Here is a 23,024-nt window from a genome sequence, read left to right as displayed (position 1 = left end):
CGGTTCGCCGCGGAAGTTATCGAAACTCACGGTGGTCGCGTGGAACGGTCCGATACGGCGTGCTGGCACGTCGACTTACCATCCGAACTCGAAGATCTTTCGGACGACCGTGACGTGACGCTCGTGTTCGATCCGAAAGACCAGCAGCCGGGGCGCGGTGATCTGATCGTCCAGCCCGGGTCCAGAGCGTTCAACGCGCTGTTGGAGCTCGCGACCCAGGATGTCACGGTCGGCCATCTTCGCGTTGGGGCTAGTGATTTCCAGGTTCAGTTACCAGACGTGTTAGACGTGTCGGACCTGCAAACGACCGTCCAAGGGTTCGACGCGACTCGCACGGAAGACGTAGTCGTCTTCCACTTCTCGGTGGAGTTCGAGAGTACGAGTTCGTTCCACCGGGAGCGTCTGGAGACGGTTGCGTTCGATCTCGAGACGGGGGTTCGACGCCCGGCGCTGAAAGAGCGACTGCACACCCATCTAGATCCGTTGCTCGAGAGCAGTGAAACGGTCCCTGTGCAGACCTCCGACGAGACGGTCGAAGATCGGTACGAGGAAGCAGTTGACGTCGTCAAGCAGCGTATTCAGGATGAAGTCGACGAGTTGACCTCGGACGCAGCCGACGAGGCGACACAGCGAGCAGAGGAGATCCGGGAGTTGTACGATCAGCGCATCGAGGAGTTAGAGGAGAAACTCCCGGCGCAGAAACAGGAGATTCGGAAATGGCAGGACAAGGTCAACAGTGCACGGAAGAACGAGACGCGGCGGCGGTATCGCAAGAATCTCTCTGAGGCCAAAGAGGAATACGAGGAGCTTCAGGAGCTGATCGAACAGCGTCGCGAGGAACTCCGGGAAAAGCAACGCGAGGAGATCGCCGAGACGACGGAGCGTCACACCGTCGACGTCGATATTTCGTTGCTCGGGATGACGCTCGTCGCTCACGAGAACGGCGAGCTCAGCGTCGGGGTGGACGATGGTGAGCGAACTGGTGTGACGACGCTGGAATATGCGCCTGGACCCGGAGAGACGCATGCGTTCGACTGTGCGACCTGTGGCACGGCGTTCGAGTCGGCGACGATGCCGCAGGTCTGTGAATGTGACAACGTCGTCTGTGGCGGCTGTCTCGATGTGTGTGAATCCTGTGGTGCGTCAGGGTGTCCGGACTGTGAGACGCCGGTGGATACGTGTGCGATCTGTAACCGGAGCGAGTGCGCGGACTGCGCCGAGACGTGTACGGAGTGCGAGCGGTACGTGTGTGGTGCGCATTCCCGGGCCTGTATGACTGACGACGAGACGGTGTGTCTACTCTGCGGGACGACCTGTGAGACTGACGGGCGGTTCCACTGTGACACGCATCTGAGCGACTGTCAGCACGACAGCGCGACGCACTGCCAGGCCCATCTCACGACCTGTGATGACTGCGAACAGTTGTACTGCGGCGAGCACACAGGTGCCTGTACAGCCTGTGACGGCACGTTCTGTGAGAACGATCGCGTGACGTGTGCCGGCTGCGGTGACGACCGGTGCGACGAGCACGCGGTCGCGTGCGACGGGTGTGGTGGCTACCACTGTACCGACGAAGCAGCGACCTGTGCGATCTGTGCTGGTGACTTCGGGACGGGCCATCTAACTGACTGTGCGACCTGCGGGCAGGCAGTCTGTGAGGACGATCGCGCGCCCTGTGAGTCGTGTGAAGAGATCCATTGCAGCGGGCACACGACGGAGTGTGCCCACTGCGGGGACGCTGTCTGTGATGAGCACGGACGAGTGTGTAGCGTCTGTGATGAGACGATCGCGAAGGACCACGTCGTTACCTGCGCGACGTGCGACGCTGGCGTCTGCCCGAGCCACGCCGAGACGTGCGCAGTTTGTGATGACCCTCACTGCGTCGAGCACACGACCGAGTGTGCGGACAGCGGCGACATCGTCTGTGACGAACACGTCGCTACGTGCAGCGTCTGTGAGGAGCCGATTTCCGAGGAATACGTCGTTTCCTGTGGGACGTGTGGCGAGGTCGTCGGTCCGAGTCACGCCGTGGAATGCACGGTCTGTAACGAGTTCCACTGTACAGAGCACGCCAGCGCCTGTACCGACTGTGGCACGTATATTTGTGATCAGCATCTCGAAGTGTGCTCGGACTGTGGGGACGCAGTCTGTCCCGAGCATCAGGTCGCCTGTACCGAACACGGAAACTTGCTCTGTGAAAACGACCGAGACGACTGCGTCCAGTGTGGTGACCCGTTCTGTTACGACGCGCTCGACCGCTGCTCGGAGTGTCGGTCACCGGTCTGTCCCGACCATCGGACGGACTGTGAGGTCTGCCTGGAGTCCAGCGAAGACGCCGCCAGTGCACGCATCTGTACCGCGCATACCGCCACGTGTGCTGACTGCGGTCGGACAGCGTGCCCGACACATCACGTCGAAGTGACTGCGAACGACGAACTGCGGTGCACCGATCACGCAGTGGAGTGTCACTCCTGCCAGGACTACTTCGCACCGGAGAACACCGATGCGTGTGATGTCTGTGGCGAGACCACGTGTCTCAGTGATCTCGTCGACTGCACGACGTGTGACCAGTCCCTCTGTGTCGACGATCAGTACACCTGCGCCGTCGGTGGCGACGTGCACTGCGAGCGGGACAGTGTCGAATGCCACTCTTGTGGTGACACGGTCTGTGAACAGCATGCTGACGCGTGCGGCATCTGCGATGCCGTGACCTGTGAGGCCGACCTGGCCGAATGTACGAACTGCGGTGAACTGCTCTGTCCCGACCACACTGAAACGTGTGCTGATTGTGACGACGTGCTCTGCCAGCGCGACGAGAACACGTGTCACGAGTGCGGCGAGTACTTCTGCGACGACCACGGTGACACGTGCAGTGAATGCGACGAGTTGGTCTGTGCCGACGATGCGACGGTCTGCACTGCGTGTGGTGACACGGTCGGGCAGTCACACGCAGCGGCCTGTGGCGGGTGTGGCGAGTCGTTCTGTAGCTCCCATCACTACATTTGCGCGACGTGTGGAACACCGCGCTGTGGCGAACACAGTGTCATCTGCGCCGACGGCGGCGAACACCATTGTCCGAGTCATATGCGGGCCTGCGACGTGTGTGACGAGAACAGCCCGTACTGTCAGGACCACCGCGAAACCTGCACTGTCGACGGTGAGACGCTCTGTGCCGACCACGCCAACCACGACCCAGTCACCGTGGAGGCGGTGTGTGACGAGCACTTCGTCGACTGCGAGCTGTGCCAGCAACCCTACGCCGAGACCTCGCTGGAAAACGACCGATGCCGGGCTTGCCGCAACATCGACGGGAAACTTGAGACACTCGTCCCCGACACGGTCGCTGATGATCTCGGGCGCTACGCGGCCGGAGCCAACGAACGATACCTCGTCATCTATTCGAAGGCGCTGCTGAGTTCGAACGAGGTCATCGTCGTCGACCGTGAGACGGACGAAGTGGTGAACCGACGGTCGGTTGGCTTCCTGGCTCGTCTCAAGGGGGTGTTCTCATGACGCCGTGGCGGCGGCACCTCGACAGAATGTCCGCTACATCTGTGCAGACGATCATCCGGCGCGTCGCTGACGGCGACAGGACAGTCGAGGATGCGATCGACGACCTCCGGGACGCGGAATTCGGCGACGACGCGCCTGAAGACCGGCTTCGACGCATCGTCGAAGCAGCGGCTAATCGTGAAGGCGGAGCTGACGACAACACAGTTTCGCTCTCACAACCACCATCCACCGATCGACAGCCCCGGGACCGACCCCGACGCTACACGAACATCGAGGACATCGCGTATCTCTCGGACAAGGAGTTCGCACGCCTCCTCGGCGCGGTCTTCGAGTGGTTCGGCGGCGGGACGGTTCGTCCGTCGGAAAACGACGATGTCGTACTCGACCTGTACTGGAACCGTCAGCACACTACTGTCGGATTCCGAACGGTAGTCCACCCGGACGGCGACCAGGTTTCGGAAGACACGCTGCGAGCAGTGGTGAACGGCGACACCGATCTCGATGGCCGGCGCGCACCCTCGACGATCGCAGTCGTGACGAACACTGGATTCACACCGCCCGCAGAGGAAGGCGCACCGAAAGGCGACGTCGAGTTGTTCGACGGCCCGTACGTCGCCACTTGGCTTCGACAAGTACAGTTCCCGCCCGACGTGACCGGGGCCGTATTGGAAGAAGGCGAAAATCACGACGGCAACCTCTCGGACCTAGTCGATCTCCCACCAGCCCCTGCCTACGTGAGTGACACCGATCCGCTCGCGATGTCGCCGACAGCCGCGGCAGAAGACGCCGGCCCCGGAGGAACCGGGCCGGGTACTGTGAAGGATGATGTGGACGGTAAGGAGCAAATCCCCGTCGACGAGGACCTGCCCGAGGACGGCGCAACTGGGACGCTGTACGCCGACCCGCGAGAAGACGGCGATTACGCTGCATTAGACAGGTTCGTCGACGGGATGGAAGAAACTGACACGGAACAATGAAAGCGACACTCGAAGAGGAGTCGACGAAGGTACCGATCGACGGCGCCCAGACCGTGACGATAGACGCCGGGCAACCGTGGCCCTCCGCATACCGGGGCTCGCAGTACAGCATCGTCTCACACGAGGATTTCTCCGATCCAGTGCTCAAATGGGAGAAACAGGATCTCAAGATTTTCACCGAAGTGCCGGACGGACTCCGTCGCTCACTCGTCTTACTCGGGAAGAGTGGCGGGTATGGAAGCATTCGCGTGACCAGCGACAGAGAGATCCTGACCAAAATTCCCGCCGACGACTACAAATATGTCGACCAAGCACCGATTGACACCGGCTGGATACCCGTCTACGTCGGCAAGCTGGCCGGGACGATCGACTTCGACGAAGTCGATACCGATCCCGCAGCTCCGAGTTCCGGCGTGAAAATCTGGACAGGATTCACGTTCAATCACGGCGAACGCTGGAGTGTCAGTCACGACGGCACTCTCGTCTGGAACTGGCGCGACTACCGGTTCGAATCCGCGTTCGACCACGACGAGATCGTCGCGACGTACCGTGAGTACCGTAACAACGCGGGCCGCCTCTACATCACCGAACACGGACACATCTGGATCAACGTCCCTCGAGACGATATTCCAGCCGACAAGACAACCGAGATAGGGAGTGCCGTTCGGTCCTGGAAACGCGGCGCCGAGTCCCGAGGTGAGGCAGCGACACTACGTTTGGTCAATCGCCGACTCGTCGCGACCAGCCGTGACGACGACCCCGCAACAGGACTACTGCCAGTTCATATCGGACACCTCTCCCAGTTCGATACGGGTCAGATTCCGCGAGCAGTCGTGGACGACGAGAGCTACTACCAGGCTGTCTGTGAGTACGAAACCGTGTGGGAGTAATCGGCCGTGGTGCTCGCGATAAGATGTCGGGATTTACTATCAGAATGAGATAGAGTCTGAGGGAAATGTCGATGAGTCTCGTGGAAGGTCAGATAGTATAGATAGTTTCTGGTCGTGTACTCAGTCTAAGGTTTTTGGTGGTTACATTCGCGCTGTAGTGTATGCCAGATGCAGATATTGAGCGGGCAAGAGAACTTGCTGAAGATGCTATGCACGATTCGGTGACTCCAGATCGGTTGGTGAGCAACGATATTGGCTTCCAGCGATACAGGCTGCATGACCAGCCGCTGTATCGGTATCTCCGTGCAGAAGAGCAACCGGAGTTTTTGTTCCATGCTGATCGTAAGGAGCCAGAATTCAACGGTCCAGGAGCTCCTGACCCGGTCGAACGGTCGATCCGATATCGTGTGTTACACCTGATTACTGACGAGCGGTGGGTGATGATTGCAGGAAACACCGAGGGGGATCAAGTCTGTGAACTTGAACTCGGAGAAATTGAAGCAGTGAATTACGAGGCCGGGGGTCGTCTCTCGAATAACACGTTTGTCTTTGAGATTGACAATGCGCACATCAGTGTGCCGATGGCGGGCGATTACAATGAGGATGACTTGGAGACACTGAGTGAGTACTTACGTGATACCGTTGGAGCAGTGCGTGGTGATGTAGCGGTAGATTCTGATGAGGCGAATTACACGATTTCAGGCGATGATTCGATTAGTTACGATAGTCGTGATGTGCGGAACCGGCTTGACCAACTCCCAGATGATGCAATAGAAGATGCAAATGCGGTCGTTACAGAAGCAGATAGTGTTGAGGAGTTAATCCCGCGGCTGGATAATCTCTTAGAAGAGCATATAGAGGAAGAAGAGCAGACGCTTGACGATGTTGTGGCCAGTTCTGAATCGGCTGAGGAGTTGCGGCGAGAGGTGGAGACACCGTCGGAGCGGGCTCGTCGGCGATTGAAGGAGGATGCTGCATCATCGGCTGAGCAGGTGCGAGAAAAAGTGGAAGAAACCGCTGGTCAGGTTCGTGGCACGCTCGGCCAAGCAGATCCTGAAGAAGTGGGCAGATGGGCGATACAGACTGGCCACGCTGCTCGGCCGATGGCTCGTCGGTCACCATACCCGACATCGTTGGTGCTGTTGGCTTCGTTGACTGTTGGTGCTTCTGCTGGTGTTTATGCAACTGGGGCTGATGGCGATCTGTTAGCGGATGTTAATCCTGAAGAACTGGGAGAGGCAATGACAAGGCTCGCTGGAGAGGGTGAAAAATTAGAGAATATAGACGGTGAAGCAGCCGGTGCGCTACTCGGTGCATTCGGTTATCTTGGCGGTCAGTTAGCCCCAGAAGAGTATGCAAAGTGGATCCGGGAGGCTGACCCCGAAGCTATCCTTGCTGGAGCCGATGCTGGCGCCCGGTTCGCTCAAGACGATGCGGGTAGGGGAACAGCCATGCAGGGGGCGCTTGTTGGAGGAGGTCTCGGAATGCTCGGCAGTTACACTGCCGATGAAAGCGATGCCTTCCGGGATACTCTCGATGAAGACGTGTATAAAGAGTACTTGGAAGAGTTGGCAGAGAGAAATCTTACATTACCCGAGTGAGAGGCGGTATGGTATTTCTGGTCAGTATGTAGAAACAATCTGAACCAGTTTGTTTTTGACCAGTGATAATGAGAGGGCGAAGGTAGGATGTCAGGGACATCACTGGGTTGTAAGTAGGGAGGCGTCTCTGAGGAAACCAGTTAGCACCGTGGTTTGCACGAAAACATGTGATTGCCTGAGTAATGAGTCCAAAGACGATGTTGCTTGGAGAAGTTGGCTGATAGATCTGAATCATCTCAGATTTCACGATGGTCCTGGACTTCTAAAGCCGATTACGCGTTCTGTAAGTCCCACTACTATTATGCGGATTCCGTCAGACGGCATGGGTACCGCAGTATCTCGTATGTATATGGCCCACATCATAGCGAAAACCGGATCGCAGTCGCCCTGCCGTTGGAGGATATTTGATGAGTGAGCAGCACACCTACGACGGAACGATAATCGAAGTCCCGTTCGGCTCAGATCAGGTTCAGCGAACAGTTCTGGAGCAGTATCGACAGTGTATCGCGGACCGCGACCCACAGGATGTGCTGGTAGTAGCTGGGTCGCCGACGAGTATGACGACGTTCGAGGCGCTACTCGAACCCGAACTCCCTGGTGCCGCAGTACCGCGGGTAACGTCGCTGATCGTGCACGCGACGGACGTGATCAATCGCACGGACGACCGCGCGATTCTGTCCGATGCGATGCGGCGTGAACTCGTGCATCGCTTCCTGGAAGACAGAGACTGGAAGACCGACTACCTCCGACGGGCCGCCGAGCAAGAGTCGTTCGAGGCTGATTTCGCACAGCTCATGGAGACGGCTGTGTGGCAGGGGATCGAGTTCGATACCACACCCGAACTGCAAGCGGTGACCAATGCGGTCGACGAGTTCCACGCGTGGCTCGGCGAACACGATCACCTGGAGCGCGGGGAGCTGATTAGCGAAGCCTTGGCCGCTCTTTCGGACGACGACACGGACGAGAGTGTTCACAACGGGGAGGCGGTTCTGGTCGTGGAGTTCGAGGAGTTCCTCGAACAGGACCGACGGTATCTGGAAGCGTTGGCCGCGGATCGACAGCTGGTGTGTATCGGTGAACGAGACGCCAGCATCCGGCGGGCCTGGGCGGAACCGGGTCCGATCACGGAGCGCGTCTCGTTCACCGAGGAACGGACTGTCGAGGAATCACCACCGGAGACGCGACCGGGCGCGACGGCCCGCTATCTGGCCTGTGAGGAGACCGATTCTGACCCAGGGACCGGCGGCGTCGAGGTGATCGCGGCGGACACTGCGAACGAGGAGATCGAACGTGTCGCGGACGAGATTGAACGATTGCGCGACGAGCACGGCTGGGAGTACGAGCAGTTCGCTGTCGCGCTCAAGCGCAGCGGGCAGCCCGTGATCGACACGCTTCGGGAACTCCGGCAGGCTTGCATCCCGACCGAATCGGCGACGGTGGTGGGGTTCGGGGACGACCCGGCGATCCGCGAACTCCTCCAGGTCGTCCGTGCGCTCGCTGAGACGGACGACGATGGGCCGGCGATCACTGCCACGGAGCAGCCGCTTGACGCGGATCGCCGCGAGGAACTGGTTGCGATGGACGACCTGGGTGATGCGCTCCGTCGCTGGGCGACGGCGTCGAATCTGAAACAGCGCATCGCCGAGGGCACCGACCCGCTGGAGGCACGAACGCGGTTCGGGAACGTGAGTCGCGCGTTCACCATGGCGGATTTCGTCGAGGAGACGGCGTTCCTCGAGGCCTCGTGGGCGTCGTTCGCGAGGATGCTGGAGCGCGCCCACGAGTATGCGCCTCAGCACAACCAGACCAGCGCGATCGAACGGGACGGCGGGGTGCGCGTGGATCACCTGCGGTCGCTCAAGAACGGGTCGTTCGAGGCCGTGTTCGTCACGAACGTCGTGGACGCGGAGTATCCCGGGGAGCCGGCCGTGAGTCGGCTGTTCCCGCGGGAGCGCGTCACGAGTATGCCGGATTATCCGGGCGTGACGCAGGTGACCGGCGAGGATGTGGCGTCGTCGTTCACGACGGAGTCGACGGCGTCGACCGACCCGTTTCGCCGGTATCACGCCGAGTACGCGCGCCGGCAACTGGCTGTCGGTGCGTCAGTTGCCAACTCCCAGCTCTATCTCTGCTTGCACGAACACGCGGACACGGCGCTGGACGAGCGCGTGCAGCCCTCGCGATTCCTCGCGGACGCGTATCGGGAGCTACCGTGGCTTGGCGAAACGGAGGATTCGACGATTCGGACCGAGCGCGCCGCGGAGGAGTATCTCCTGTCGCGTGTCGACCGGGCGCTGGCGGACGTGCGGCGCACGAACAGTCAGGATATCACGGTCGCGCTGGACGACGTGGAAGCTGATCTCGCCGATATCGACGCGTTGCTCGGCGAGAGCGGTGTGCGCGGCGACCAACTGCGTGAGGCGTTACGTGCCCGTATCGACTTCGCGACAGGGAGGGTGCGCCGTGAGTGACGTCGTCTACCTGTCGCCGTCGCGGCTGGCGACCTATGCGGATTGCCAGCGGAAGTACGACCACTCCTACGAACAGGACGTGTCGGCCCCGGAGCAGACGCTCCTGTACGCCAATCAGGGCAAAGCGTATCACGAGACGATAGAGGCCGTCTGCAACGCCACCGATCCGGGCGAGGATGCAGAGACCATCCACGACCGCGCGATGGAGGCGTTCGCCGAGAAGTGGGAGGAGCACCTGGACTCCGACGAGTACTCGTCGCGCGCTCACGAGGCGTATCAGCGCGCGGAGAATCGTGCGGCCATCGACGCGTTCTTCGCTCCGGACGGCGGTGACGGCATCCGGCACGCGCGCCAGTCGGTCGCGACGGAGATCTGGGTCGAATGCGTCCACGAAGGGCTCGGGCTGCATGGCTACGCGGATAACGTCCTTCGGACCGAGGACGGCCTGCACGTGATCGACTACAAGCGAAACGTCCACGGAATCATCACGTCCTATACGGCGCAGTATCTCGCCGAGCATCTGAACGGCGAGACCCACGAGCCGGGCCGCGTCAAGAACGCGTTCCAGACGGCCGCGTACGTGGAGGGCATCAAGCAATCGGACCTCTACGAAGCCGGGATGGATGTCCGGTTCAGTTTCTACGGGGTGCTCCACGACACGACGTTCGAGAGCACGCCGACGGGCTACGAGGTCACGGCCAGTGGCCGCGAACGCGAGACGACCGCGATCTACGACGACCACTACGAGGTGATCTGGGACCTCGTCGAAGATGCACACGAAGGTATCAGAGAGCAGGCGTACGATCCGGAGCCGTTCACGTTGATCAGCGAGGAGGCCTGCGGGGACTGTGACTACCGGGAGATGTGCCCGGAGCATCTCGCCGCGGAGGTGCAGCGATGACCGAGGACCGACCGGCGTGGCTGCCGACCGTCGAAGAAGACGTCGATCCGGAGGACCAACAGCGCACGATCATCCGGTCCGACGAGTATCCGATGCGCGTACTCGCCGGCGCGGGGACCGGGAAGACGTTCACGATGGTCCGGAAAATCGAGCACCTCATCGACGAGGGAGTGTCGCCCGACCGAATCCTCGCGTTGACGTTCACGAACAACGCCGTCGATTCGATGCGGGAGAAACTCAACGCGAAAATCGGGACGGCTGGCTACGACATCGACGCCTACACGTACCACTCCATCTGCAACGAGATTCTGACCGACTACGCCTACGAGGCCGGGCTGGACCCGGACTTCGAGATCGTCAGCGACGCCGAGAAGTACGCTATCGTGCTGGACGTCCTCGACGACATCGAGTATCGGTGGGTCAAACCTAACGTGTACGGCCCGGACTCCTACGGGAGTGGTGTGGCGTCGAAGCTCCTGTCATTCGTCGGGACGATGAAACGCAGCGGCGTCGCCCCCGAGGACATCGACGCGTTCCTCGGGCCAGCTGAGCGCCTCCACGAGTTGGCCGACCTCGCCGACGAGATCGAAGCGATCGCCAGCGACCACCTCGGCGGGCGTTCCGTGTCGTCCGTGCTCGGCGGCCTCCCCGACGCTCGCGCCGCCATCGTGGCGAAACGGGACGCACTCGGCGACGAGGGCGTCGAAGCCGCAATCACCGATTTCCTCGACCGATTAATTCGCCTGTGCGACGCGCTGGAGGCGGCCTTCGAGGCCCACGAGGCCGGCGAGCGGTCGCTGCCCGATGACGCGCACAAACTCCCGAAGTACTTGCTCGGCGGGTACAGCAGCGGCGCGCCCTCGGGGATTCCGGACCTGAAGTTGGAGCTCACGGACCAGCTCGGCGACTTCGTCGACGACTGTCTCGTCGCGCGAGACCTTGTCGCCGGCTACGCCGCGTACGAACGGGAACTCGCCGAGCGCGATCTCATCGACTTCGACGGGCTGGTCGTCGAGACGAAGCGATTGCTCGACACCGAGGCCGGGAGTGAGGTCGCTGCTCGGTGGGACTACGTGTTCTGTGACGAGTTCCAGGACACCGACCGACTCCAGTTCGATCTGGTCACGTCGCTGGTCTCGGACGACCAGTTGTTCGTCGTGGGGGACGACGACCAGGCCATCTACGAGTGGCGGGGCGCACACGTCGCCAACATCACGGGCGAACTCGATACCGAGTTCGGCGACGCGCTCGTCGACGAACCCCTCGAAGAGAACTTCCGGTCCCGCCAGCCGATCCTGGACCTCGCGAACGACCTCCTCGAAGAACTCGAAGGCCGGGGCGATGGGAAAACCCTGACACGCGTCGACGAGCCCGCATACAACGGTGACACGGTCGCGGTCGTCGACGAGGCCGACGACGAAACCAAGCGCGCCCAGCAACTCGTCACCGTCACCCAGAACCTCCTGAGCGGTAACGCCGCGGAACTGGACCAATCGTACGACCCGGGCGATATCGCGTTGCTCGTCCGGAAAAACGACCACGCGACCCCGATCCTCGAAGCGTTCGACCAGGCCGGCATCCCCTATCAGGTCGCCGGCGACTTGGCCACGGAATCGGTCGGCGTCGGAACCGTCGTCGCGTACCTGAAAGCACTTGCACGCCCCGAAGAAGACGAGGTGAGCTGGAACCGCGTCCTGACGATGCGGTACCGTCTCAACGACGCGGACCTGCGCCGCCTCAACGACACCGGGGAGGACGGCACGCTCGTCGACGAACTCCGCGACGCGGCCCTCGACGAGTTCGAGGAACCGGAGCGCGTGCGCGAAGCCCGCGACCACGTCACGACACTCCTGGACGTGCGGGATACCGCGTCGCTGTCGCACCTGTACGCGGAACTCAAGGACGTGACGAACGTCGAGTGGTATCTGAGCGAGCAGGAACGCCGGGATCTCGCACACCTCGACGAGATCGTCGACCAGTACGGCACTGATGCTGTGCAACCCCCGCTGACAGGGGAGTTCGTCGACTCGCTCCAGCACTACGACTCGCTGTTCGACGAGAGCGGCTCCACGCCCACCGACCAGCCCGAACTGGCCGACGACGCGGTCAACGTCATGACTGTCCACAAGAGCAAGGGCCTGGATTTCCCGGTAGTGATGATGCCGCGGCTGACCGCCGACGAGTGGGAACCGGGATCGCGAACCTACGACGCGCTGGAAACGGCGCTGTCGGACGGTCCCGCGGCCGCGTTCGCCGAAGACTTCGTCGCGCGCGACGCCCGGGAAACCCGTCGCGTCCTGCACGTCGGGATCACGCGCGCCGAAGACGTGCTGGTCCTGCAAGGTGGCCACGACGAAGACGAGGAAACGGACCACGACGATCCACATCCGATCGCCGAGTCGCTGACGGAGATTCTCCCAGGACGCGTCCCGTGGCGACCGGACCGCTCCCATCTCCCGATCTGGCGGGACATCCAGGACTGTCTGCCACCCGGAGCGACAGACTGGACGGACACGCTGGCCAGCGAACCGGTCGGTCGCGTCGGCGGCGCGGTCGAACACCGCGACGACGAACTGACGGCCACAGCGGGCCGCGACCGGCTGCTCGAGCTCGCCACCGCGTCGCTCGACGGGCGTCTGGACGGGAACGGTGAGCAGTCCACGCTCCGAGTCGACACGCTCACCGGGCCGGTGACCCCGACGCCGGCTCTGTCCCACAGCTACACCTCGCTAGAAGCCTTCTCGGAGTGTCCACGCCAGCACTACCTCGACTACGTCGTCAACGCCTTCGCCGACTACAGCGACGGCGACGGCAGCGAGTACGATGGCGTCTCCCAGCGCGAGGTCGGGTTGCTGTTCCACGACACAGCTGAACAGGCAGCCGACGAGGGCGCGGCGAGTAAATCGGAGTGGTACGAAATCTGTGACCGACTCGCCGGACAGCGCCGCGCTCGCGACGCACTCCCGGACGCCAGGCAGTGCATCGACCGGTACTTCGAACTGGACCTGAGCGAGTACGACGTGATCGACGCCGAGCGCGAATTCGAACTGGATGTCGACGGGCACACGCTCACCGGCTTCATCGACGCCGTCTACCGCACGCCCGACGACGAGTTGCTGGTCATCGACTACAAAGCGACGGAGCGCCACCGCGATCTCGACGAGGACAAGCAACTCCCGATCTACCTGCTCGCGTGTCGCGACCTCTACGACGAACCAGTCACTCGCGCGGGCTACGCGTACGTCGGGCCGATCGGGCCGAACGTCGAGACTCGCGTCTTCCCCGAAGACGAGTTGAACAGCGTTCGATCGACGGTTGCCTCGACGATGGACCGAATCGTCGACACCTCCTTCCAGGAGTTCGAATCTGGTGAGCACTGCCAGTGGTGTTCGCACAACGAACTGCCGTGCGCGCCACAATCAGTCGAGGAGAACTGAGTCAGGCCCTCGAAGACCAGTCATGGCGGACGGGTCGGCGAGACATCTATTGGTAAGACTCTCGTATTACTCTTGTATGTCCGGAGCAACCACGCAAGATGACGGTGAAGACGAGATCGTCACGGTGAATTTCAAAGTCACCGAGTCCTTTCTCGCTGATATCGACGATACGTGGCAGGGGCGTGGGTTCAACAGCCGGAGTGAGTTCATTCGGTACACGCTCCGGGATGCGGTCGAATTCCCGACCTTCGACCGCGACGAACTCATCGCCCTTCTCGAAGCCGAAGACGACATCCGGACAGGACAGACGATGACCGCAGACGACGCACGTGAGGAATTCGGTACGAGCGATGAGTGACGACGGGTGGAACTGGGAACTCTCCTCGACGGCACGGGACGACCTCGACGCACTGTCCCCGGACGAGCAGGACCGAATACTGGACAAACTCGACGAGATCGTCGACTCCCCGTGGCGTGATCCACCCGATTACGGTGAACCGCTCCAGAACGGCCCGTGCAAGAATATCCGAGTCGGTGAGTACCGTCTCTCCGTGATTTTCCGCCAGGACGCAACTGGTCGTCGTCCGTATCAAACGTCGCGACGGCGCGTACACTGCTGAGGACGATTAATTTGCAGTATTCGCTGAAATTCACTAACCGGAAAATTGTCGTTCGGCTGTAGACAAGATCATTTGGGACGATAGGGATTGGTTGCAGTGTTGAGCCGATAGACATCTGAAGCGACGTCGAAGTCATCGTCGAACGCGTAGAGATACCCGAGTCCTTCTGCCTGCATATACGCGACGATAGCGGCATCGACGAACGAGAACTGTGAATACTGCCGGAAGAGCGCTTTCGCCGTAGCGAATGCATCCGTGGAGAGACTCTCGATGTGAAACTGCGTATTCTCTTCGAGTCGGTCGAGGAAATCGACCGCGGGCTCGTGACCTGCGTGTGTCGTCAAGCCATTCAGTGTCTCCGCCAGTACGTAGTCGAGGATCACCGCTTCCGGGAGGTCAGCCCCATCGATACTCTTCAGAATAGGGAGGGCGTCGTCGTGTGCTCCGTCGTGGCGGTACCCGGCCGCGAAGAGAACCGACGTATCGACGAGTGCGCGAGGCATTTATTCGATATCGACACCCCAGGCGTCGTGTTCGGCTGTGACGTCCGTCTCCTGATCACCGTCGTACCCTTCGAAGTCGCTGAACGTCTCGGTACGTTGTTGAACAACCTGTACGCGGAGCGTACCGTCGTCCTCGATGTGCCACCTGAGTTTGTCGCCGTCGTCGATGTTCAACTCGTTACGGATGCTGGCGGGAATATTGGCCTGGTTCCCCGAAACCTTGCTCTCGGAGTCGACACCCTCACTAGTCATACACGAGATATGGCTACCACCGTTCAAAAAAGTAGTGTACGGGCACACTAAATTCGACCACTCCAAACTCGACCCGGAGATTCGAATGGGACTCGCGAACAGTTATATATGTTACAGGGGACAGTTGGAGTTAGATGTCACTGCTGTTCGAGCACGCCGTCGAGCAGTTTTCTCCGGGTCGTGCCTCGCTCTGTGCCGCTGACGAGAGTGATCTGAACACGACGGACACGGACGTTCCGGTTCGCCCTATCGGCGAGTTCGCCAAGCACCACGAATCACTCGCCCATCCCGAGCGGGACTGGATCTGTATTCCGCTTCACGGCCGCGACGATGCCGAGCCGACCGACGAGTTCGTCGCATACACCGATCACAACGTGCGAGGCGAAATCTTCCTCGTCGAACGCGACGGCGACTACGAACCGATCGCGGCCGAGGAGTTCGGACGAACCAAGCTGGCCGACCGCATTCGGTTCTGGCATTCCGATTACCTACCCGAGTCGTCCCCGCCGGGGTACGACGCCCCGATCGACGATCACGAACCGCCGCGTAATCCCGTCGATGGTGACCTGCTGGATGAGTTTCGGTCGTACGTGGCCGAGGAGCGGGATGCGACGCGTGATAGCAACTGGGAGAGCGCACGCAGACAGTCGGCGCGGACGCGTTACGAGCAGGGTGAATCCGCGATTCCGTCGCTCACCTGTCTTGGCGAGGACGACGATGCCTATCGGTTCCGAGTTGAGTTGGACTCCCGTCTGGAGGATCGCAGGGACGGTGACTGGGCGTACTTCGTCGAGAGCGAGTTCGGCATCTACGAGGACAACGAAGTGTTGCTGCACGCCGCCGATGACCCAGCCGATCAGTTCCCGATCGCGGCCGACGTGCAACGTATCCGCGGGTTGACCCTCTGGCTGACGGTCGAATGGAGCGCGGTCGAGGACTCCGCTGCGGTCGGGGCACAGCTTGAACGTGACCGAGAGTTCGAGCTTTCGGAGCTGCTCAATCCTGTGCCTTTCCAGCGGGAACTGGACGCAGTTGACGATCTTCGGGACGAGACGTTCCGTGAGGTACTGGTCGGCGACCGGGCGCTGACGTTCTCCAACGAGGCGGCTGCGTTGAGTGAGTCGTTCGATGCTGAACTGAATCAGGAACAGCAACTGGCGGTCGAGTACGCGTTGCTGGCCGACGATCTGTTCTGCATCCACGGGCCGCCCGGCACTGGGAAGACACGTACCCTGCTGGAAATCATCCGGCGAGCGGTCGACGCCGGCGAGGACGTGCTCGTCTGTGCTGACTCCAACCAGGCGCTCGACAACCTCGTCGTCGGATCGTCGACACCAAGCGATCCTGATGCTCAGTCCCTGCACGCTCACGGGCAACACGGCGACGACGAATTCACGCTCGACCGCGCGAACGCCGGACGGTCGGCGCACGAACTCGTCCGCCGACAGTACGGCGACGTTCCCGAGCGCGCGGATGTCGTCGCAGCGACGAACAGTAGCGCGGCCGCGCTCGCCCGAGACTTCGATCTGGTAGTCCTCGACGAGGCGACGCAGTCTACCTGTACCGCCTCCTGCATCCCGCTGGCCCGGGCCGATCGGGCAGTGCTGGCGGGTGACCACCGACAGCTCCCGCCGTTCAGTGCGACCGAGGACCCGCCCGCGTCGGGTTACGGACTCTCGCTGTTCGAGCATCTCTATGCCGACGGTGGCGTCTACGAAGGGGTTGGCCTCCAGTTGAAGACTCAGTACCGGATGCATCCGGACATCGCCTACTTCTCGAACCGGGAGTTCTACGACCGGACGCTCCGGAACGGCGAGGTCGTCACGCCGCTCCCGGACAGACCGGCAGTCCAGGGGTACAACGTCGGTGGGTCAGTCGATCTCGTCGATCACTCCCGGGCGAACACGACCGAAGCCCGACTGGTCGTCCACCTTGTCTCTGAGTTACTCGACGAGGTTCCGCCCGAAGAGATCGGCGTGATCACGCCATATGCGGCGCACGCCCGACTCGTGAGAGAGCGTCTCGACGACCACGTCGATTGCAGCGACGCGATCACGGTCGATACGATTGACTCGTTCCAGGGCAGCGAGAAAACCGCGATCGTCCTCTCGCTGGTCCGGAGTAACGCCGAAGGCGACATCGGCTTCCTCGGGCGACCACAGGACGGCCCGCGGCGGCTGAACGTCGCGTTGACGCGGGCGAAGCGCTACTGCGCCGTCGTCGGCGACTTCCACACCCTCCGGTACGATACCGATGGCAAGTCGACCGAACTGTACCAGAACTTCCACGATTTCTTCGCGACGACTGGGCGGTTGCGTGACGTCGACCCGGATTTCATTCCAGTCTGAGGGGGCTTACCGATTGGCGACCCGAGAGGGGTACATGTGGCGCAACATGTATTTGGAGAGGGTGTGTATATCCGAATATGGCAACTGATGATGTCCCCGAAGAAACCAAAGTTAGCGACCGGGGGATGGTCACAATTCCGGCCTCACTCCGGAACCGACTCGACATCGAGGCCGGCGACAAACTCCGGTGGAATATCAACGAGGATGGGGAGCTCTCCGTCGAGGTCGTCAAAGAGCGGTACGGGGCATTCGACGACTTCGAACCGGTGTCTATGGGGGGTAAGGGGTCCGAAACGCACGATATCGCCGGTTACGAGGATGATTCTGCGTTCTCGGGGGACACGTAATGGCGGTCGCAGTCGTCGACACAGGTGTTCTCATCGGAATGGCGGATGTCGATGATGCACATCACGAGGTCGCGACGGAGATCGTCCGGCAGATGGACCATGGCGACTTGCCAACTGGACGCGTGACGAACTACGTCGCGCTCGAAACCCTCAATTGGATTCACAACCGGAAGCGTCACGAAACGGCCGTGGAGACGTACGAGCGTCTCCATCGCTCTGCTGGATTCGAAGTACGCGACGCGGCCCAGAAGGATTTCACTAACGCTGTGACGCTCTTTCAGAGATACGAGGAACTCTCCTTTGGCGACGCGACTATCGTTGCGTACATGCAACGTGAGGATATCGAGTATCTATACTCCTTCGACGACGACTTCGACGCCCTCGACGGTATTACGCGCCTTGCGACAGCGAATAACCCGTTTAATTGAGATTGCGTCTGCGACTATTAGCACTGCCACAAGGAATAAACAGGAGTAATTAATATTTACCAGTATATGTACATAGGGCATTATCACAACGCTGGTGACTACCTTGATTACGACGACGCGTCAGTGTTGTTCCCGGTCGAAGAACTGTCGGCGACGGTCCACACCCACCGAGACGCAGAACTCATACTCAGGGATGCCGACTCCGAGTCTGTACTCGTCGTAAAGCCAACCGGGTTCGCCAGCAGTTACGCGCTCACGCAACGCCCGTTGACGGTGATCGAAATCGCGTCGATGAACGATGATACGTTAGACCACATTCAATCAAGCGTCGACGACCCAGGTCGCTTTGAGTACATCCAGGTCGGGCGAGCGACGAGGTCCGCGCAGAACCGCAGTCTCGCCGAATATTGACTGTGGTCATAGTCACTCCCACACGTCGGCCTGAAAACAGCGGTACGCGGCGGAGCTACCGTTACGATTATGCTGTATCGTAACGTACCTTGTTGTAACGATGAAGACGGTCACGACCCGAATCCCAGAGGACGATGAAGAAGTCTTGGCTGAACTCGAAGCGGAGTTGACCGCGGACAGATCAGAGGTGCTTCGCCGTCTTATCCGCCGTGGGTTGGCGGACTGGCGAAAAGAGAAGGCACTGGAGCAACTCCGTGAGCATGAGATTACAATTCGTCGCGCGGCCGACGTGGCCGACGTGTCGTACGTCGAAATGCTCTCGCTCGCCGCTGAGGAGGGCATCGATATCGGGTACACGACCGAGGACCTCGAACGCGATTTGGAGCGCCTCTGATGGTCGTCGTGGATTCGTCTGCGCTGATCCCGCTGGCGCGGATCGGCCGCCTCGATCTCGTCTCTGCTGTCTTCGACGAAATCCGAACACCTGACGGGGTGAGAGAAGAAGTCATTGCCGAGGGGCAAAGAGGCACCGCCCCGCTTCGCTCGTTTTTGGAGGATGTCACAGTGTGCGAGACGCCGGCACAGGCCGAGGAAGTAGCCGCGATGGAGGGGATCGCCGTCACGGACGCGGCTGTGGTTTTGTTGGCCGACGAAGGCGAAGAAGTACTTCTGGCCAACGACAAGGGACTGATCCAAGTTGCCCGGAGTCATGGCGTCGAGTGTTGGTGGGTGACCACACTGCTGCTAAAATGCGCAAAAGAGGGTGTGCTGTCACCAACAGAAGCCAGTGATGTCCTGTACGATCTCGTCAACGAAGGAATGAACCTTCATCCGACAGTGTACACGCAAGTCCAAAACAAACTACAGGAGATCGGAGAGTAGGGGATGCGAGCGGCTACGCCGGAGAATCTGCGATACTCGGGAACCTTACCCGTCGTACGCGTCCACGATTCGGCTATCGCGGTCGAGTTGTGCTTCGAGTTTCGGGCTTCGGTTTTCGATGACCAATTTCTGATTTTTCCAATGTGATCCGTTCTTTCCGTTCCAGACACCGTATAGCGTCGCCTTCGGAAGCACGATGACACCGAAGATGACAGCTGCAACGTACAGTAGATCACACAGCGTTTCCCACTGGACAGTCGCCCGCTTCGGAACGTTCGGCGGGAAGGCGACCTTCTGAGCTTTGACGCCCGCGTCGTTGGCGCGCTCAACGAAGCCCGTGTCGTTGCTGAACAGCAGGACTTCCTTCCGGTGTTCGTCCTGGTAGTCGACGTATCCCTCGACGATCTCGGCGTCACCGGTATCGCTGTACGCGAAGTCAGTCTGCCGTCGCGCCATCAACCGGCGGAACTGATACAACCCGAGGAACCCCTCGCGGTTCTCCCCGGCGGGCTGGTTGTCGAGGCGCTCGAACTCGTCGCCGAAGGCCCGCGTCAGCTCTCGAGTGTCGTAGTGCTTGTAGTGCCAGTCCAGTTCTTCTTTGACGCCCGAGGAGAGGACGAATCCGGTCACGGGCGGTCTGCCGTTGGATCGGTGATATTGCTCGGCATCGGGGTCGAGATCCAGGACCGAGGGTAGTTGCCAGCCAAACAGGTTCGTGTCGATCCCGGCCATCACTGGATCGTGTCCAGCCTCCAAGTCCGGCGTGCCGTGTCGTCGCAGGAACTCGTCGATCTCGTCTTTGTTAGCTACGTCGAACAGCCCGCCGGCGATAAGCGTTCGAACGTAATCCTGAGGCTGGGGCAGGTCCTCGTAGGCGGCGTCGCCGTACTCACGCTCGACCTCGGCGCGGCGGTCCTCGTACTCGTAGCGATCGGCGGTGATGCTCACGGTCGCTTCGGTCGTATCGTCGAGTCGGATACGCAGTAGTTCCCCGATCTCGTCCGACGGATGTTCGACTGTGATCGTGGTCTGCCCATGGTCGTACAACGCGTTGAGCAGTAACATCAGAGATGAGCGTGCCAGTAGCATCAGAATACCTCCGTGAAGTCCACGAGGTCGACACCGGGCCTGGGGATCTCGGGATAGACCCGATTGTAGTAGTCGCTGGAGTGGAGATGCAGATAGTACACGTGGTCAGCGTCGAACTGGATGCCAGCCTGGAAGGCGATCGCGGACATGAACTTCCGGCCGGGCGTCACGTCGATCGCGACTGTCGCACCGTCGTCGTGAGCGTCTTCGACCGCGTGTCGGTGGTAGTCGACGATGGCTTCAAAATTACGTTCGGTTTCGATCGTGATGCGGTCGATGTCGGGTTCTTCACCTGCGTGTGCAGCGACGAGCTCTCCCGCCAACTCGGCAGCTCGCGCACTGCTTTCGCGGACAGTGGGATTGTCCAAGATCCGAACGACGTCGGGAACGTACCCGGCTTCGGTACAGGCTGCCGTCAGCGGGTTCACGACGGCTTCGATCGTCGGACTCGCGGTCGTTATCCAGTAGTTGGGAGTGCCGTCTGAGTCTGGTGTTGACATTGGTAGGAAAGGGAACCCCGCCGAGTGGGTGCGCTATGTTCATCGCTCTGTCAGAAGAACCTTCGCGCCGTTACGGGTCGTGTGCACCTTCGATCTGAGCGACCGCCCACATGGCCCGGGTCCGGACGTCTTCGTCGTCGTCCGTCTCGCTGATCGTTTCTAGCGTCGATTTTGCCGTGTCGTCGCCGAGGTGGCCGAGCGCCCAGCACGCGTTTTTCCGGACGACCGGATGGTCGTCGTCGAGCAACGTACGGAATTGCGGTGCAAGCGGGGCCACCTCGTCCGGGAAGTCTTCGGCGATGCGAGCGAGCGCCGCACTCGCGTTGATCCGCGTGTACGTGTCGTCGACAGTCAACAACGATCCGATGTCGTCGGTGTATGGTTCGACGACGTCGGTGTGGACCGTGGCGACGTCACCGACCAGTCCGACGGCGTTGTTCCTGAGTTTACGATTGTCGGCGTCGAACAGGGCCGCGACATCGTCGACGATGTCGAGCCCGGTGTCCGGGTGTTCACCGACGATGCGGCCGAGCGCTGCGGTCGCGTTCAGCCGGACGGAATCCTGCTGTGTGGCGTCAGCGATTACGTCACCGAGTGCACCAGCCGCCGGTTCGACCGCTTCCGGGAACTCTTGGGTGACACAGGAGAGCGTGTACACCGCGTACGGCAACCCGTCAGCCTGGTCTTCGATGACGGTTGCGAGCGCGGGCACAGCGTCGACTGCGTCCGCTGGGTCACCGTCTGCGATCGCGGCGATGCATCGGACGGACTCGCGTCGAACCGCGTCGTCGGCTGCACCGAGATACGTCCTGATCTCCTCGGTCAGTGGCGCGATGTCAGCGGGGTCGGTTTCGCCGATCGCTTGGAGTGTTCCGAGTGCATCGGCGGGCGCAGCGAGGTCGTCGCGCTGTAACAGCGACCGGAGGATCGGAATCGCTGGCGTGCAGTCCTCGGGACGATTATCCGCCACGAGGCGCAACGCTCTGAGCGCGTCCTGCCGGGAGTCTTCGTTTTGATTGTCCAGCAACGTGAGGACCGCAGAGACAGTGACTGCGTCGGGTTTCGCCTCGGCCAGTCGCCGGAGCGCGGTCGCGCGTTCGGTTGGCGCCTCGGCGGCCGCGGTGAACGCCTCTGCCGGTGGATCGACAGTCGACAGTTGCTCGACGGCATCGACGCGCACCGAGAACGGATCAGCTCGTGGCGAAGCTGGGTGACACCGAATCGCCGGTGCAGCAGCTGGGCGCTCGACCGTCCGGTCGATCACCGAGATATCGGCCAACAGGTAGGTGCGCTCCGAACTCTCATCATCGTACCTGAGTTCGAACGCCGGCGCGTCAGCATACTCGTCGATGAACTCCGCGAGATCGGCGGCGTCGACCGGGATGATGCCCGCACTCGTCGGATATCCACCGTCGGCGACAGGCTCGCGAGCCCAAGGGAGGTCCGGATGTATCTCCCCGCGTTCCACGGCTGGGACGAACTCCCAGGCGTGGTAGTGCGCCCAGCCGGCGATATCGCTCAGGTCGAGGTCGTCGACGACGACGTATTCGTCGGCGTCGGGATGCAGGTCGGCGATGAGTGACAGGCGTTCGCGGCGGGTCGGGAATCGTTCGTAGTATCCATCGGGCTGTTTGCCGCCGAGCCACTCGTCCCAGTTGTCGGCGTGGCGACCGACGATGTCGACCACGCCGGGGATCGCCGCTTCCTCGGCAAGGTCTTGATTCCCGATCGCGTACACTGCGTGATGGGTCTCGTGGGCGAGATGCTTGACCCACTCTAGCGGCACGGCCTCGTGTCGCGGGTGCGGATTCACGTCGACGGTCCAGTCGCGATCGAAGGCGAACACGTGCATCG

At 61.1% G+C, this 23,024-nt stretch carries 19 protein-coding genes and 1 pseudogene; 15 read left to right on the top strand and 5 right to left on the bottom strand.

Annotated features, from left to right (window positions below):
* Window positions 1-39: 39 nt before the first annotated feature.
* From MU521_RS16375 to MU521_RS16335, 9 genes and pseudogenes are all read left to right on the top strand, one after another.
* On the top strand, window positions 40-3,513 hold the full coding sequence (locus MU521_RS16375) for a hypothetical protein (protein ID WP_139171145.1): 3,474 nt from the start codon (window positions 40-42) through the stop codon (window positions 3,511-3,513).
* Window positions 3,514-3,539: 26 nt separating this feature from the next.
* A complete protein-coding gene (locus MU521_RS16370; RefSeq protein ID WP_139171144.1) occupies window positions 3,540-4,490 on the top strand; it encodes a hypothetical protein in 951 nt (316 codons plus the stop codon).
* The gene (locus MU521_RS16365; RefSeq protein ID WP_092693908.1) at window positions 4,487-5,380 is read left to right on the top strand and encodes a hypothetical protein; all 894 of its coding nucleotides are present in this window, start codon (window positions 4,487-4,489) and stop codon (window positions 5,378-5,380) included. Before MU521_RS16370 ends, MU521_RS16365 begins: the two co-directional genes overlap by 4 nt.
* A gap of 161 nt (window positions 5,381-5,541) precedes the next feature.
* Window positions 5,542-6,981 (top strand): hypothetical protein, encoded by a 1,440-nt coding sequence (locus MU521_RS16360; protein WP_092693906.1) that lies wholly within the window; start codon window positions 5,542-5,544, stop codon window positions 6,979-6,981.
* A 407-nt stretch (window positions 6,982-7,388) separates the two neighbouring features.
* On the top strand, window positions 7,389-9,452 hold the full coding sequence (locus MU521_RS16355; protein ID WP_217630176.1) for a PD-(D/E)XK nuclease family protein: 2,064 nt from the start codon (window positions 7,389-7,391) through the stop codon (window positions 9,450-9,452).
* Window positions 9,445-10,353, top strand: a complete 909-nt coding sequence (locus MU521_RS16350; protein ID WP_217630175.1) for a RecB family exonuclease — start codon at window positions 9,445-9,447, stop codon at window positions 10,351-10,353. The genes MU521_RS16355 and MU521_RS16350 overlap by 8 nt, the downstream gene beginning before the upstream one ends.
* Window positions 10,350-13,790: a UvrD-helicase domain-containing protein gene (locus MU521_RS16345; protein ID WP_092693902.1), complete on the top strand. Its 3,441-nt coding sequence runs from the start codon at window positions 10,350-10,352 to the stop codon at window positions 13,788-13,790. Before MU521_RS16350 ends, MU521_RS16345 begins: the two co-directional genes overlap by 4 nt.
* Window positions 13,791-13,866: 76 nt before the next feature.
* On the top strand, window positions 13,867-14,148 hold the full coding sequence (locus tag MU521_RS16340; RefSeq protein ID WP_092693900.1) for a ribbon-helix-helix domain-containing protein: 282 nt from the start codon (window positions 13,867-13,869) through the stop codon (window positions 14,146-14,148).
* A pseudogene (locus MU521_RS16335) lies at window positions 14,141-14,420 on the top strand (type II toxin-antitoxin system RelE family toxin). Before MU521_RS16340 ends, MU521_RS16335 begins: the two are co-directional and overlap by 8 nt.
* A gap of 58 nt (window positions 14,421-14,478) precedes the next feature.
* On the opposite strand, the gene MU521_RS16330 reads toward MU521_RS16335, so the two are convergent.
* Together MU521_RS16330 and MU521_RS16325 are read right to left on the bottom strand one after the other, a co-directional pair.
* Window positions 14,479-14,913, bottom strand: a complete 435-nt coding sequence (locus MU521_RS16330; RefSeq protein ID WP_092693898.1) for a type II toxin-antitoxin system VapC family toxin — start codon at window positions 14,911-14,913, stop codon at window positions 14,479-14,481.
* A complete protein-coding gene (locus MU521_RS16325) occupies window positions 14,914-15,165 on the bottom strand; it encodes an AbrB/MazE/SpoVT family DNA-binding domain-containing protein (protein WP_092693896.1) in 252 nt (83 codons plus the stop codon). It lies immediately after the preceding gene.
* Between the two features lie 134 nt (window positions 15,166-15,299).
* On the opposite strand from MU521_RS16325, the gene MU521_RS16320 reads away from it, so the two are divergent.
* The 6 genes from MU521_RS16320 to MU521_RS16295 all read left to right on the top strand — a co-directional run bounded on the left by MU521_RS16320 (window position 15,300) and on the right by MU521_RS16295 (window position 19,581).
* Entirely contained in the window at window positions 15,300-17,513 is a 2,214-nt protein-coding gene (locus MU521_RS16320; RefSeq protein WP_092693894.1) for an AAA domain-containing protein, read from the top strand.
* Between the two features lie 77 nt (window positions 17,514-17,590).
* Window positions 17,591-17,860, top strand: a complete 270-nt coding sequence (locus MU521_RS16315) for an AbrB/MazE/SpoVT family DNA-binding domain-containing protein (protein WP_092693892.1) — start codon at window positions 17,591-17,593, stop codon at window positions 17,858-17,860.
* Complete coding sequence (locus MU521_RS16310) at window positions 17,860-18,288, top strand: type II toxin-antitoxin system VapC family toxin (RefSeq protein ID WP_092693890.1); 429 nt, start codon at window positions 17,860-17,862, stop codon at window positions 18,286-18,288. Before MU521_RS16315 ends, MU521_RS16310 begins: the two co-directional genes overlap by 1 nt.
* 66 nt (window positions 18,289-18,354) lie before the next feature.
* A complete protein-coding gene (locus MU521_RS16305; RefSeq protein ID WP_092693888.1) occupies window positions 18,355-18,699 on the top strand; it encodes a DUF8165 family protein in 345 nt (114 codons plus the stop codon).
* A gap of 100 nt (window positions 18,700-18,799) precedes the next feature.
* The gene (locus tag MU521_RS16300; RefSeq protein WP_092693886.1) at window positions 18,800-19,093 is read left to right on the top strand and encodes a UPF0175 family protein; all 294 of its coding nucleotides are present in this window, start codon (window positions 18,800-18,802) and stop codon (window positions 19,091-19,093) included.
* Window positions 19,093-19,581 carry a PIN domain-containing protein gene (locus MU521_RS16295; RefSeq protein WP_092693872.1) on the top strand — a complete coding sequence of 163 codons (489 nt, stop codon included), beginning with the start codon at window positions 19,093-19,095 and terminating at the stop codon, window positions 19,579-19,581. The genes MU521_RS16300 and MU521_RS16295 overlap by 1 nt, the downstream gene beginning before the upstream one ends.
* A gap of 45 nt (window positions 19,582-19,626) precedes the next feature.
* Here the strand turns inward: MU521_RS16295 and MU521_RS16290 are convergent, their stop codons facing one another.
* The 3 genes from MU521_RS16290 to MU521_RS16280 all read right to left on the bottom strand — a co-directional run bounded on the left by MU521_RS16290 (window position 19,627) and on the right by MU521_RS16280 (window position 23,022).
* Window positions 19,627-20,670, bottom strand: coding sequence for a hypothetical protein (locus MU521_RS16290; protein ID WP_092693870.1), 1,044 nt, complete (start codon window positions 20,668-20,670; stop codon window positions 19,627-19,629).
* Window positions 20,670-21,170: a hypothetical protein gene (locus tag MU521_RS16285; RefSeq protein ID WP_092693868.1), complete on the bottom strand. Its 501-nt coding sequence runs from the start codon at window positions 21,168-21,170 to the stop codon at window positions 20,670-20,672. Before MU521_RS16285 ends, MU521_RS16290 begins: the two co-directional genes overlap by 1 nt.
* A gap of 70 nt (window positions 21,171-21,240) precedes the next feature.
* Entirely contained in the window at window positions 21,241-23,022 is a 1,782-nt protein-coding gene (locus MU521_RS16280) for a HEAT repeat domain-containing protein (RefSeq protein ID WP_175452904.1), read from the bottom strand.
* Window positions 23,023-23,024: the final 2 nt, after the last annotated feature.

It is taken from the genome of Halorientalis regularis, from assembly GCF_023698535.1.
Taxonomy (GTDB): domain Archaea; phylum Halobacteriota; class Halobacteria; order Halobacteriales; family Haloarculaceae; genus Halorientalis; species Halorientalis regularis.
This window is presented reverse-complemented; position numbering and strand designations above follow the sequence as displayed.